The organism is Paenibacillus hemerocallicola, from assembly GCF_006265175.1.
GTDB classification, from domain to species: domain Bacteria; phylum Bacillota; class Bacilli; order Paenibacillales; family NBRC-103111; genus Paenibacillus_AB; species Paenibacillus_AB hemerocallicola.
The window spans coordinates 16750-30877 of sequence record NZ_VDCQ01000005.1; the positions used below are offsets into that span (position 1 = coordinate 16750).

Annotated in this window: 12 protein-coding genes and 1 riboswitch; of the genes, 6 read left to right on the forward strand and 6 right to left on the reverse strand. The window is 56.6% G+C overall.

The features are described 5' to 3' along the window. The first annotated feature begins 22 nt into the window (after window positions 1-22). The 3 genes from msrA (at window position 23) to FE784_RS04760 (ending at window position 5780) form a co-directional block, all read left to right on the forward strand. Window positions 23-991 (forward strand): peptide-methionine (S)-S-oxide reductase MsrA, encoded by a 969-nt coding sequence (gene msrA / locus FE784_RS04745; protein ID WP_139600992.1) that lies wholly within the window; start codon window positions 23-25, stop codon window positions 989-991. Window positions 992-1631: 640 nt separating this feature from the next. Beyond that, on the forward strand, window positions 1632-3878 hold the full coding sequence (locus FE784_RS04755) for a heavy metal translocating P-type ATPase (protein WP_139600994.1): 2247 nt from the start codon (window positions 1632-1634) through the stop codon (window positions 3876-3878). Window positions 3879-4169: 291 nt separating this feature from the next. Continuing rightward, window positions 4170-5780 (forward strand): copper amine oxidase N-terminal domain-containing protein, encoded by a 1611-nt coding sequence (locus tag FE784_RS04760; protein WP_176705976.1) that lies wholly within the window; start codon window positions 4170-4172, stop codon window positions 5778-5780. Between the two features lie 577 nt (window positions 5781-6357). Here the strand turns inward: FE784_RS04760 and thiD are convergent. The 6 genes from thiD to FE784_RS04790 are packed head-to-tail and all read right to left on the reverse strand — an operon-like array spanning window position 6358 to window position 11119. Then, on the reverse strand, window positions 6358-7176 hold the full coding sequence (gene thiD, locus FE784_RS04765) for a bifunctional hydroxymethylpyrimidine kinase/phosphomethylpyrimidine kinase (protein WP_139600996.1): 819 nt from the start codon (window positions 7174-7176) through the stop codon (window positions 6358-6360). Between the two features lie 48 nt (window positions 7177-7224). Beyond that, a complete protein-coding gene (gene thiO / locus FE784_RS04770) occupies window positions 7225-8343 on the reverse strand; it encodes a glycine oxidase ThiO (RefSeq protein WP_139600997.1) in 1119 nt (372 codons plus the stop codon). Between the two features lie 49 nt (window positions 8344-8392). After that, window positions 8393-9181 carry a thiazole synthase gene (locus FE784_RS04775; protein ID WP_139600998.1) on the reverse strand — a complete coding sequence of 263 codons (789 nt, stop codon included), beginning with the start codon at window positions 9179-9181 and terminating at the stop codon, window positions 8393-8395. Window positions 9182-9188: 7 nt separating this feature from the next. Further along, entirely contained in the window at window positions 9189-9386 is a 198-nt protein-coding gene (gene thiS, locus FE784_RS04780; protein ID WP_139600999.1) for a sulfur carrier protein ThiS, read from the reverse strand. Between the two features lie 24 nt (window positions 9387-9410). Then, a complete protein-coding gene (gene thiE, locus FE784_RS04785; RefSeq protein ID WP_139601000.1) occupies window positions 9411-10061 on the reverse strand; it encodes a thiamine phosphate synthase in 651 nt (216 codons plus the stop codon). Between the two features lie 29 nt (window positions 10062-10090). Further along, window positions 10091-11119, reverse strand: coding sequence for a ThiF family adenylyltransferase (locus tag FE784_RS04790; protein ID WP_139601001.1), 1029 nt, complete (start codon window positions 11117-11119; stop codon window positions 10091-10093). 94 nt (window positions 11120-11213) lie between these two features. Further along, window positions 11214-11324, reverse strand: a riboswitch (TPP riboswitch). Between the two features lie 183 nt (window positions 11325-11507). On the opposite strand from FE784_RS04790, the gene FE784_RS04795 reads away from it, so the two are divergent. From FE784_RS04795 to FE784_RS04805, 3 genes are all read left to right on the forward strand, one after another. Continuing rightward, entirely contained in the window at window positions 11508-11849 is a 342-nt protein-coding gene (locus tag FE784_RS04795; protein WP_139601002.1) for a metal-sensitive transcriptional regulator, read from the forward strand. A gap of 171 nt (window positions 11850-12020) precedes the next feature. After that, window positions 12021-13055: a type I glyceraldehyde-3-phosphate dehydrogenase gene (gap, locus tag FE784_RS04800; RefSeq protein WP_139601003.1), complete on the forward strand. Its 1035-nt coding sequence runs from the start codon at window positions 12021-12023 to the stop codon at window positions 13053-13055. A 50-nt stretch (window positions 13056-13105) separates the two neighbouring features. Next, a protein-coding gene (locus FE784_RS04805) for an IS5 family transposase (protein WP_139601004.1) occupies window positions 13106-13869 on the forward strand; the annotation gives its coding sequence in 2 pieces (ribosomal slippage) (window positions 13106-13442 and window positions 13442-13869; 765 coding nt in all). The last annotated feature ends 259 nt before the right edge of the window (window positions 13870-14128 follow it).

A 14128-nucleotide genomic window follows, 5' to 3' on the forward strand; every position in this document is an offset into this window, starting at 1 on the left:
AACGTTGAAGGAGATGATTCTTTTGAGCGAGCAGAACATACGATACGAGCAGGCTACCTTTGCGGGCGGCTGCTTCTGGTGCATGGTGAAGCCATTCGACAAACAGCCGGGAATCATGAAAGTCGTATCGGGCTACACCGGCGGGCATGTGGAGAACCCTACCTACGAGCAAGTGTGTTCCGATAAGACGGGACATGTGGAAGCGGTGCAAATTACGTTCGACCCCGACGTGTTTCCTTACGAAAAGCTGGTCGAGCTTTTCTGGCAGCAAATCGATCCTACCGATGCCGGAGGCCAGTTCGCGGATCGCGGCCATTCCTATACGGCGGCGATCTTCGTGCACAATGAAGAGCAGCGACGTATTGCGGAGCAGTCGAAGCAGCGATTGGCGGAAAGCGGAAAATTCCGAAAGCCTATCGTCACGCCGATTATGGAGGCCAAGACATTCTATCCCGCAGAGGATTACCATCAAGGCTACTACAAAACGAATCCGGTCCGGTACCAAGCTTACTATGTAGGCTCCGGGCGTGCGGACTTTGTGAAGAGCCATTGGAAGGATACGAAGAAGGAAGAGGAGCTGAGAAACCGCCTCACGCCGATCCAGTTTGAAGTGACGCAAAACAACGGAACCGAGCCGCCGTTCCGCAATCCTTTCTGGGACCATAAGGAAGAAGGCATTTATGTCGATATCGTATCCGGCGAGCCGCTCTTCAGCTCACTGGACAAGTTCGATTCGAACTGCGGCTGGCCGTCGTTCACGAAGCCGCTCGAAGGCGAGCAGGTCAACGAGCATGTCGACGTAACCCACAACATGATCCGGACGGAAGTGCGAAGCAAGGAGGCCGATTCCCATCTCGGACACGTGTTCGAGGACGGCCCTCAGCCGACGGGCCTGCGGTATTGCATCAACTCGGCCGCTCTCCGGTTCGTGCCGAAGGACAAGCTGGAAGAGGAAGGCTTGGGCCGGTATCGTTCTTTGTTCGATAAATAAGCGCAAGGTCGGGCTGCGAAACGCTGTCCGGCCTTTTTTTCTGCTGCCGCATCATTCGCATACAAGCTGGAGGCGTTCTGGCGGGCGAGAGGCGTGAAAACACGCTGCCTGATAAATAGCGGCGCTGAGTTCCGTTATCGTCTCGAATATCATCGTACTCCAGAATATAACGGCACAGGCTTCCGCTATTTCGAACTCATGTATTGAAAAAGGGGAGCTAATGGCGGAATAGAGGAATCGTTTTCCGTTATTGTGCGGTCTGTGTTGCTTTTCAGGTCCATAACATACGCCGGTTCCGCTATTGGGCGGAAAGGAGCGCTCGCCGCAAAAGAGCCCTATTAGCCCGATTCACTCGAACGGGCTGCTGCTGAGCCCGGCAACTGGGAGCAATACGATTCGTTTCTTTTGCTGGCCGAGGATTGGTTTCGGAAAGGCTCGTTCGGCGTTCATCCGCACCGCGGGATGGAGACGGTCACCTGCGTGCTGGAGGGCCGGCTCGATCTTTTCGACCAGAAATACGGGATAGAAAGTTCGCCTAAGAGAACGATTCGGGCAAAAACGGCCCGATCGGGCCAGCATGAAACGGGAATGAAATCCATATACATGGGGTGTAACGCTTGTCAAGATCGAGGTGATGACGATGAGCGGCACCCCACCGCTGTTAATGGAGCGTTCCACGTTCAGGGTAACCGGGATGACCTGCGCCGCTTGCGCCGCGAGGATCGAGAAGTCGCTCGGCCGGATGGAAGGGGTTGACGGGGTAACCGTCAATTTGGCCATGGAGCGCATGTCCGTAGCGTTCGACCGTCACAAGGTCGGCGCTCAGCAAATCGGCGAGAAGGTAAGGCAGCTCGGCTATGGCCTGCAGCCGGTCGCGAAGGAAGATGGCGGGAACGAACGGGACGGGGACGAGGAGAGGAACCGTCTGCGCAACCGTTTCCTGTTGTCCGCGCTGTTCACGCTGCCGCTGCTGTGGACGATGTTCGGCCACTGGTCGTTTACGTCCGGCGTATGGATGCCGGATCTGCTGATGGATCCGTGGTTTCAGTTCGCGATGGCCGCACCCGTCCAGTTCGTATTCGGCATGCAGTTCTATACGGGCGCATTCAGGGCGCTTCGCGGCCGGACGGCGAATATGGACGTGCTGATCGCTCTGAGTACGTCCGTCGCTTTTTTCTACAGCCACTATTTGACGGCCACTTCCGCTTCGGGGCACGGCCCGATGCATGGGGCGGACCCGCACGCTGGTCATGTCCCGCTCTATTACGAGTCGAGCGCCATGATCATTACGATCGTCCACCTGGGCAAATGGCTGGAGGCGCTCGCCAAAAAACGGACGCTTACGGCAATCCGCCGTCTGCACGAGTTGCAGTCGAAGACGGTTACGCTTCAGCGCGGATCGGAAGAGGTTCAAGTTCCGCTCGAGCAGGTTAAGGCGGGAGATACGGTGTTGATCCGGCCGGGGGAAAAAGTACCCGTAGACGGCAGAGTCCTCTCAGGGAGCTCGATCGTGGACGAAGCGCCGATTACCGGAGAGACCGATCCCGCCGACAAGCGGGCCGGGGACCTGGTCATAGCGGGTACGATCAACAAGACGGGTGCGCTCAGAGTGTTCGCGATGGCGGTCGGCGACCAATCGACGGTCGCGAAGATGGTTCGCCTGCTCGAGGAGGCGCAAAGCTCCAAGCCGTCCATTCAAAGGATGGCGGACCGGATCGCCTCCGTGTTCGTCCCGGTCATCGTGGCGCTTGCCGCAGGGACGTTCGCGTATTGGTACTATGTGGCGGAATCCTCGGATACGGCGACCGCAGTTGTTCGGGCCATAACGGTGCTCGTTATCGCATGTCCGTGCGCAATCGGGCTCGCGACGCCAACCTCGGTGCTCGTCGGCACGGGAAGAGCGGCGCAGCAGGGCATTTTGTTCAAGGAAGGCCGGCATTTGGAGCAAATGCACCGGATCGATACGGTTATTCTGGATAAGACCGGTACGATTACCGACGGGACGCCGAAGCTGATCGAGCTGAGCGCCGCTTCGGGTACCCGGGAGGAGCTGCTGCGATTTGCCGCGGCGGCGGAATGGAGCTCGGAGCATCCTCTCGCCCGGTCGATCGTGGCTGCCGCCGTGCGCGAAGGCTTGGACGTTCCCGAAGCGGTCCATTTTGAAGCGATACCCGGTTACGGAGTATGGGCCGTGGCGGATGACAGGGAAGTGTATGTCGGTACGAGACAATTGCTGCAGCAGCAAGGCGTTGTGCCCCGGGAGGATCCGGAGCGGATCGGCAAGCTGGAGGCGAACCGGATGTCCGTGCTGTTCGTCGCGGTCAACGGGCGGTATGCCGGCTTCCTGGCTCTGCAGGACACGATTCCGCAAACCTCGAAGGAAGCGGTCAAGCGGCTCGGCCGGCTCGGGCTCGACGTCATCATGATGACGGGCGACAACGAACGGACCGCGAAGGCGATCGCCGCGGAGATGGGAATCCGGCAATTGTACGCCAACGTGCTGCCGGAAGGAAAGGTCGCGGTCGTGCGCAAGCTTCAGCAAAACGGGCGGAGAGTAGCCATGGTCGGCGACGGCATGAACGACGCCGCCGCGCTCGGAGCCGCCGATATCGGCATCGCCGTCGGCTCGGGTACGGACATGGCCATCGAAGCCGCGGACGTCACGCTGCTGAAGCGCAATTTGACCGGCGTACCGGAATCGGTGCGGATCGGCCGCATGACGATCACGAATATCCGGCAAAATTTATTGTTCGCTCTCGTCTATAACGTATTGGCGATCCCGTTCGCGGCGTCCGGCGTACTCGAGCCATGGATGGCCGGGACGGCAATGACGCTAAGCTCGATTTCCGTCGTCTGCAATGCTCTTCGTCTGCATCGGAAAGCATAATCGTTCGAGGCAAGCAACCGGCAGGCCGATGACAAGGCCTGCCGGTTTATTAACGATTCAGTGCAATACAGTTTTTGATTATCCGGGCATGAACGCGGTCAGTCAAAGGCATAGGAAAAAAGTCGTATTTTCGCAAACTATGCAGGTTCGGAACCAACTCTAGCAGGATAAGTCATTTTGACAGAGAATGTTATACTAGCTTCCGTTCCAGAGCTTGCGGAAAGCGACCTTCGTGTTCGCCCGCAATAGGCGGCAGCGGCACGAGCCAATACTTTTTACCGGGAGATGAGTATGATTAAGAAATGGAAGGTTAAGCGTCATGGCATATGGCTGATACTTGTCGTCTTGCTTGTGGCGGGATGCCAATCGCTCGGAGGGCTGGATTTGAATCGCGCCTTGCTGAGCGGCATGGATACGACTTCGCTGCAGCAAAGCGCCAGCATCTCGCTGCATCTCAAGCAAGATCCGAACACGATGCCCGACGAGCGCACGAAAGCGATGATCGAGCTGCTGAACGACGCTTCGCTGGAGCTTCAGCAAATCAAAATGGAAAGCCGGGAGCGCGTCTCCGTCAAAGGGCAGCTGAAGCTGTCGAAAGGCGCTATTCCTTTCGAAATGTTCGGTGGCCCGGATCAAATCGTAATCAAGGTGGAGGGCGCGAAGAAAACGATCGTGCTTCCGTACGGCTTGAACGACATGGGCGGCTCGGAGGAAGCGGACTTGGCATTCAAGGAAATCCGCGACCAATTATTGAAAAGCTACAAGGAAAAGGGCATCGACAAGCTGATCTCATCTTTTATCGTCAACAACTTGCCCAATCCGAAAACGATCAACGTGCTGTCGACGAACGAATCGATACACGGCGAGCAAGTGAACGTCTATAAGCTGGAAACGACGTTGAACGGCACGGAAATGATTCCGCTGCTCAAAACGTTCCTGCGCAATATGACGAAGGACGAAGCCAATTTCAAACAGCTGGTCGGTCAATTGTACGATGTGCTCTGGCCGGTCATCGAGAAGCATCTCAAAAATGACGAGCTGCTGGGCGAATCGCCGATGCTCTCGAGACTACCGGACCGCACCGCTTTGCTGGAAAGCATTCTGGATGCGGCCTCGGATCGGGAATTGGCCATCGATATCATACATACGACGCTCAAGGAATTGATGTTCGCGGGCATGATCGGCGTAGATACGCTGAACCGCTCGGACGACAATCCGCTTAAGGCGGTTCTGAACGACAAAACGTTCGTCAACACGAAGCTGTATTTTGACCGCACGTTCAATCTCCGCAAGTCCGAGGTCGAGCTGTCGGTCACCCCGAAGGGTATCGATACGGCCGGCATCGCTTCCGTGCAGGTGAAGATGCAATCCGAGATTTGGGACATCAACAAGCCGGTCAAGGCGGACGTGTTGAACCCTGGAGCTTCCCCGTTCATTGTCGGACAGGGCGGACCAACCGAAGAGCTTTCCGAGCTCGTAGACCCGAACTCGCTGCTGGGTCAGCTGCTGGAGGCGCAACGTCCGAGCATGCCGGAGCCGGAATTGGATATGTTCTACATTCCGGTCGAGGATAAAAACTCTCCGGACTTGACGGGGGCCTACATCGAAGACGGGATCGCCTATGCGCCGTTGTGGCTGCTCGCCGAAGAACTGTATGCGGACATCGAGTACGACGGGGATCGAGTTACGCTGACGGACCCGTGGGGATCCATCCGATTTACGATCGGCAGCAAGGAAGCCGATGCGGACGGGGAGCCGTTAGTGCTGGACGGTACGGTCCGCTTGCACGATGACGTTGTATACGTACCGTGCCGGTCCGTTGCCGAGTGGCTGGGCGCCAGTGTCTCGTATGACGAGAAAGAGCAAGCGATTCGCGTTCTGCTGGACTATTGGGAAGTATGAACCTATAGTTCGGTCCGGGGGAAAGCTAACCCGTTCTAACTCCAAAAACGCCGCTGACCCTTTTCCGGTCGGTGGCGTTTTTCTAATGGCGGCAGCATTTGCGAACAATAGTACTCGTACCGGATGAACGGTAAAGGTTGGCTGTCTTCGCCGGCTCGCAGCGCCCACACCGCGCGCAGCTCGCACAGCCGATCGAGCCTTTTTGCCGGGTTTCGCGGCATTCTGGGAGGCTATGGGCAATTCCGGGGGACGGTCAACCGTATTGCGGGACCGCGAGTCCATCTATTAGAGGAACTGGCGTATGCTATTGCCCCGATTTCCCTTGTTGGTTGCAAAATAAGGGAAAAACGCTCCGCTATTCCGCTGCTTACTCCCATTTTCACCCCGGAAGATCGGAATAACGGAAGCCCGTTCCGTTATCTGAAAGTATGCAACGAAAATTGGGGCAATTACGGAATACAGTTCCTCTATTTACGGCCACCTGTTGCACCCGCTATATCGAGAGGCTTCCGGACAGGAAGCGGATATGCTGTCGTAGTTGTTTAAGAGCAGGCTATGCGGCGGCGATCGTTGACGGTTACGCCAGGTTCCCTCCTTGGTCCTGCTGCCGCAGGGCGGCGTGATTGGTCGGGCCTATTCCATGGCCGATCGCCAGGGAGGAGCCGATGGCGGCCGTTATAAACCGTTTTGCCTCGGATACGGCGTCGGCCATCGATAGCCCTTTGGCCAGTCCGGCTGCGATCGCCGATGCGGTCGTACAGCCCGTGCCGTGCGTATGCTTCGTCCGTATGCGCCGAGAACGGAACAAAATGGGCTCGGTCCCGTCGAACAGCACGTCGACGGCTTCATCGCCGTCCAAATGGCCGCCCTTCAAAAATACGTAGCGCGGTCCGAGCTTGTGCAGCCGACGCGCCGCTTCGATCATATGCTCGACGTCGCGGATGTCCTCGGTACCCAGAATGGCGCAAGCCTCCGGTACGTTGGGTGTAATGACGGTGGCGATCGGGAGCAGATGCCGCCGCAGAGCTTCTACCGCTTCCGTCTGCAGCAGAGCGGCCCCGCCTTTGGCGATCATGACGGGGTCGACTACGAGCGGGAACGGTCCGTAGCGGTTCAGCTTCTCCGCTACCAGCGTAATAATTTCCGCAGAGAACAACATCCCGGTCTTGACCGCATCCGTCCCGATATCGGATAGGACGGAGTCGATCTGCTGGCCGATCGCTTCAAGAGGCAGCGGGTATACCCCTTGAACGCCCAACGTGTTCTGGGCCGTAATGGCGGTAATGGCGCTCGTCCCGAATACGCCGAGCTCCTGAAACGTCTTGAGGTCGGCCTGTATGCCGGCTCCGCCGCCGGAATCGGAGCCGGCAATCGTCATCGCTTTGAATAGGGTCATATGTTATCGATACCTCCTGATTACCGGACCGTACCCGGTCGCGGCAAGTTATAAGCTGAACCGCTCGGGGTTGAACGCTTGGAGCGGCAGTCCGGGCGCGACGCGCTCTTCCAGCAGATCGGCCACGACTGCGGCGGTTGCCGGGCTTAGCAGGATGCCGTTGCGGTAATGTCCCGCCGCGAACAAGACGGAATCCGACACGCTCAGCCTGCCGAGCAGCGGGAAGCCGTCCTGAGTGGCGGGACGAAGACCGGCCCATTCGTGAAATGGGCGCATGCCGCCGAGGAACGGGAACAGCTTGCCGTTCCAGCTTTCCAGCCGGGCGATGCCGCGTCTCGTCACGGTCGTCTCGAAGCCGGCGATATCCTCGGAAGCGCCGCATACAAGCGTTCCGTTCCGTTTGCCCACGACATAGCCTTGACTGCAAAATACCATGTGGCGAACCGGCATATCCGGTGTTTCGTAGGCGCATATTTGTCCGCGAATCGGATAGATGGGGATCGCCATGCCGAATACGGATTCCATCAGTCCGGCCCATGCTCCATTCGATACGACTAACGTGTCTCCGCGATACGTTTCGCCGGTCGAGGCGGCTTGAACCTCGACTCCGTCCCGCCATCTCGTAATATCGATCCGCTCCAAGCCGTCGCGAATCGACACGCCGGTCCGTCTGCATGCCTCTTCGAGCGCCTTGACATAGCCTGGCGCGTACACGTGGGATTCTCCGGGATAGCGCAGAGCGCCGATCGCTTCGGGTGCGATGAAAGGCTCCAGCTTCCGCAGCTCAGCCGAGTCCAGCAGCTCGCTTGCGGCGTCATGCTCGTCCTGCCAAAGCTTGCGGGACTTCATGGCGAGCATGTCTGCCTCATGATACATCACATACAGGCTTCCGGTTGCCGAATATTCGAAGTCGAGACCGGAAGCTTCTTTGACGGCAAGCTGCCATTCGGGATACAAGAGCAAGCTTTGCAAGCATAGCCGGAAAAACGGGTCAGGCTCCTCCACGTTTTCGGAGTAGGGGGCGAGCATGCCGGCCGCCGCGCCGGAAGCTTGGCCGCCGCATTTGCCCATCTCCAGTACGGTGACGGCGAAACCGCGCCGCTTCAGCTCGAAAGCGCACGACAAGCCGATAACGCCGCCGCCGAGTACCATTACGTGTTGTGTCATGATCAGACCAGCTTTCTTGTTGTTGAATGGAAGATGCTTCTGTCGCGATTTATTTGTTCGGATTCGAGATCAGCTGCTCCAAACCGCTGCTCGCGGAAGCATACCGCTTCTTCGGAATGCGCCCGGCCAAGTAAGATAGACGTCCTGCCTCGATCGCCAGCTTCATCGCGAGCGCCATGCGGACCGGATCTTTCGCTTTGGCGACCGGCGTATTCATGAGGATGCCGTCTACGCCAAGCTCCATGGCTTGTACGACATCCTGCGCCGAGCCGAGCCCGGCGTCGACGATAACAGGAACGGACGCTTCCTCTACGATCAAGCCGATATTATAAGGATTCAGAATGCCGAGGCCGGTGCCGATCGGAGCTCCGCCAGGCATAACCGCCGCCGCTCCGGCCTCTTCCAGCCGTTTGCACAGAATAGGGTCGTCCGATGTATAAGGAAGCACGACGAAGCCTTCGGATGCGAGCTGCTCCGTCGCTTTTAACGTTTCGATCGGGTCGGGGAGCAGCGTCTTCTCGTTGGCGCTGATTTCCACCTTGATCCAGCTGCCGATGCCCGAGGCGCGGGCCAGTCTCGCGATCCGTACCGCTTCATCGGCCGTGCGGGCGCCGGACGTATTCGGCAAGTAAGTGAACGATTTGCCTTCGAAATGCTGTAAAATCGCATCCTCCTCGGGCGCATCCAGATTGATACGGCGAATCGCGAACGTCAGCACCTGCGCACCGGACGATTCGATTGCCGCATTTTGCACGAACGGGTTCGGATATCTGCCGGTGCCGAGGAAAAACCGGGAATTCAGCGCCGTGCCGCCGATGACGAGTTGATCCAATTGCATAACGTGTTCAGCCTCCTCCGACAAAATGGACTAGCTCTATGTTCAGGCCTTCACGAAGCACCGTCGCTTCCCATGCCTCTCTCGGGACGATCGTACCGTCGATTTCGACGACGACCATTTTTTGCTCCAGACCGTATGAGCGCAGCAAGTCATGCACCGTGCCCGATTCGAACGAGCGGGGTTGTCCGTTGACGATTAGGTTCATATGCTATTGCCTCCAGGTTTGCATTTATCGCGACGGCCGGGTGCGAAGCTGTGCGTTGGACGCATTGATTTTGGCGAGAAACGATTTGCACGTTCCGACGATGTCGGGGCTGCCGACAATTTCGCTGATGGCGCAAATGCGCGTCGCTCCCGCTTCGAGCACCTGATCCACATTGTGCAGCTTGATGCCCCCGATCGCAACGAAAGGGATGCCGATTTCGGCCGCAACTTGACTCACATATGCGGTCGTAACCGGAGCAACGACGTCTTCCTTGCTCTTCGTCGGAAATATGGGACCGACTCCGATATAGTCCGCTCCGTCCAGCTCGGCTTGACGGGCTTCCTCGATCGCGTGCGTAGAGATGCCGATTATTTTATCGCCGACGATTTTGCGGGCATCTGCCAGCGGAAGATCGTCTTGGCCGAGATGGATGCCGTCGGCATCGACAGCAAGCGCGATATCGATATGATCGTTAACGATAAATGTCGTACCGTAACGCCGCGTCAGCTCGCGGAGCGCCTTTGCTTTTGCCAGAACTTCGCGCTTTGGGCTTTTTTTGTCGCGCAGCTGGATGATATCGCAGCCGCCTTGAATCGCTTCTTCCATCACTTCCAGCATCGTCCGGCCGGGATGGAATTGTTCGCCGGTAATCGCGTACAGCTTGAAATCTTTCATTGCGTTATCCTCCTTGGATCGTGCCATGGTTATAATCCGATATACCGGGCATATAACGTTTTCGCCCGCACCGGGTCTTCCGTGCCTTGAATCAGCACCCTGCCGTCGGGAAACAGGACGAGTCTTTCGCCTTCCGGAAGCTCCGCTTTCAATAGAAACGGATTCGTCTGTACGATCGAGACGGCTTCCAGCTTTTCCCGCCAAACGGCCAGGTCGAATGAGGAACGCGCCCGGATCTGGATCGTTTCCCGTCCGCACAGCGAAGTAAAGTCGTTGCCGGCTTCGTCATGCTCCAACGCAGGGTAATGGCTGCCGCTGCATACGGGGCAATCCGGCCGGGAAGGGGGAAGCTTCATCTCGTAATAGTGATTGTGCCATACGTCCATCGTGACGAGACTTTTCCTGCGCGCCGCGTGATCCCCGACCAAATATTTGATCGCTTCCACCGCTTGATAGGAAGCTACGATATCGACGATGGGCGCAATGACCCCGATCGTATCGCATGTTTCTCCGGAACCTTCCGTCGGTTGGATCAGGCAGCGCAAGCACGCCGTATGTCCCGGTACGAAAATGGCGCTCATGCCGCGGGAGGAGACCGAGCCGCCGTAAACGAATGGAATGCCGTGCTTGTAGCAGGCGTCGTTCAGAATATATCGGGTCTGGAAATTGTCCGTGCCGTCCAGGGCGAGATCGATGCCTTCGAGCAGATTTTCGATATTGCCCGGGGACACATCGGCGACGATATCCTCCAGCTTGATTCCGGAGTTGATCTTGGCCAGCCGCCGACGGGCCGCGACCGCCTTCGGTATCGACTCCGCCGCATCGTCCTCGTCATACAGCATTTGCCGCTGCAAATTGCTCGCTTCGACGTAATCGCGGTCGACGAACCGGACCGTGCCGACACCGGCACGCACCATATGATTGGCCAGGACGGTGCCGAGCGCGCCCATGCCGACGATGAGAACGGACCGCTCGGCCAGCTTCCGCTGCCCGTCGGGGCCGATCGGTTTGAACAGCATTTGCCGGGAATACCGGTTTGACGTTTCGTCCGCATGCATAACGGCCTATCAACCTCCAAAACATCGGATAAATGAAAAAAACCGCCCGTTAGGGCGGTGCGCGTTCGACGCTCGATCGAATAAGGTCAAGTATCGGATTGCGGCACCACTTCCCTACGCTGGTATGACTCCAGATCAGGTTCAAAGGGTCCGAAGGTCTCATCCTTCATCTCAGCCCGCATTTCGGGCACCCCCAGTGATCGTATCGATTCGGTTCATTCTTCACATTACAATGATCGCGTTGTTTTGTCAACGACGGCGGGGCTTGACGGGTTTGAAGCCACCATTGTGCGGACACCCTCGAAGGCGGTATCAGTCCCTCATCCGGTCCACTTGACGTTGGTACGGGGGGAGGGTATCATACATATATAGAAGGAGGTCGAATTCCATGAACGATAAATCAACGATACATCAAGCGGACGATGCTTGTTCCCATACGGATGGAGCGGATGGACGAAAAAGCCATCATTCCGACAAGCTGAAGGGCAATTTGACAACCCGGCTTAACCGGATCGAAGGGCAAATTCGCGGCGTGAAGGGGTTAATCGAGAAAGATACGTACTGCGACGACGTGCTGAATCAGATCGCGGCGATCCAGGCGGCGCTGAACGGAGTCGGCAAGCTGCTGCTCGAAGGCCATCTGAAATCGTGCGTAGTCGACCGGATCCGGGAAGGCGACCAGGATATTATCGACGAGCTGCTGGTGACGGTAAACAAATTAATGAAATAAATGAGGAAAACCCGCTTCCCGGGTGTGAGGGAGGCGGGTTTTTTAACGGGCTTATTGTCGTCTCGGCACAAATAATACACACTAAATATAAAAATAACCTATTTAAAACACACTAAATTATGTTATAGTACGTATTATAAATACTTTTATTCGTTGAGGAGGGCTTTTGCGATGACCATCGGAACTGGCATTAACGGACTGGGAAGAATCGGCCGGCTGTTGATCCGCCGCGCTTTTGACGAGGGAAGCTTGGATATACGGGTCGTGAATGCTTCCCATCCGGCGCCGTCTATAGCCCATTTGCTCAAATACGATACGGTGCACGGACGCTGGGACGCCGATATCGCTACAAACAACGGAGACCTCGTCATTAACGGGAAGGCGGTAAAAGTAATTTCCGAGCGCGATCCGGGCCTGATCCCATGGGGGGATTTGGGAGTCGGTCTCGTGTTGGACGCTACCGGAAAGTTTACGGACCGGGAGAGCGCGTCCAACCATATGAAAGGCGGAGCCGAGCGGGTTATCATTACGTCGCCGGGCAAGGACATGGATTTGACGGTAGTCATGGGAGCGAACGATCATCTATATGACCCGTCGAGGCACCGGATCATATCCGCGGCTTCCTGTACGACGAACTGCGTCGCGCCCGTATTGCGCATGCTTGACGAGCTGTTCGGGGTGAGGAGGGCTTGGATTACGACGGTGCACGCTTACACGAACGATCAAAATCATATGGACAATCCGCATAAAGATTTGCGCCGCGCCAGGGCGTGCACCCAATCGATCGTTCCGACAACGACCGGAGTCGGCAAAGCGCTATCCGGCGTTCTTCCTCATCTGGCTCCTGTCGTAGAAGGAGTGTCCCTGCGTGTCCCGGTGCCGAACGTATCGCTTGCCGATATGACGGTCGAGCTCGGAGAGACTGTAAATCGCGAAGCGGCGGCGGCGGCGCTGAAGAAGGCGGCAGCTGGCGAAGCCTACTCGGCGTACGTCAACTGGAGCGAGGAACCTCTAGTATCGGCCGACTACATCGGGTGCGACAAATCGGCGACAATTGACGGACTTTCCATGGCGGCATCCGGCAATCAGCTGAAGCTGCTCGCCTGGTACGACAATGAATGGGGGTATGCTTGCCGGGTCATCGATGCGGCTGTTATGACGGTGCATTCCGTAAAGGCGTCCCCGATCGCTCAAGCCGTTATTTAGAGCGTGTCTTCAAACTATAAAATCACCATAAAACATGGTAAACTTATCCTATGAGAAGACGATACGAGATACGCGACGATCAATGGGATCAAATCAAAGACTTGCTTCCACCTGAGCGAAAACGTCAAGGTGGACGAATTGCGAAAGATAACCGCATGATGCTAAATGCGATGCTTTGGGTAGCACGCTCGGGAGCCCCATGGAGGGATTTGCCCGAACATTATGGTTCTTGGAAAACGGTGTACACACGCTTCCGCCGTTGGCAGATGGCGGGAATATGGGATCAAATTCTGAAACATGTGTCCATATCTCCTGATTTCGAAAACATTATGATCGATGCTACCATCGTTCGCGTCCACCAACATGGCGCGGGTGCAAAAGGGGGCAGCAATTCCAGGCCATCGGACGCTCCAGAGGAGGAATAACGACCAAAATCCATGCCATTGTGGATGCGCTGGGTAATCCGTTGCGCTTTGACCTGACTGCTGGAAATAGTCACGACTGTGTAAAAGGATTTGAAATGCCTCAAGAGATGGATCTCGCCGGCAAGACTGTCATTGCAGATCGAGGTTATGACATGAACAACATTTTGGAACTCATTGTGAAGCAACAAGCGACCGCGGTCATTCCGAGTCGCAAACACCGCAAAGTTCAGCGAACATGCGATTGGTGGCTCTACAAAGAACGCCATCTGGTGGAATGTTTATTCAACAAGCTCAAACATTATCGCAGGTTGGCTACTCGATATGATAAGCTTTCCTGCACTTTTGCGGCCTTTTTATCTTTGGCCTCTATTTTGCTATGGCTAAATTAGGTTTGAAGACACACTCTAAGGAAATTGCGCGGCGCGGCTTTGCAAATGGAGACCCTCGCGGGAGTGTCAGCACGTTTTACTTTGCGGCAAAGATGAGCCAATTGAGGAAGAAGGGAAAGGCTGCCGGACTCGCTGGGAAAAGCGGTCCGGCAACTTGCGCATGTATGGGAAAGAAACAATCGCTCGCCATCGACGGGGCGGGCATGGATGAGCAGCCCATCCATGCCGGCTTTTGGTTATCGTTCAACCATTTCACCTG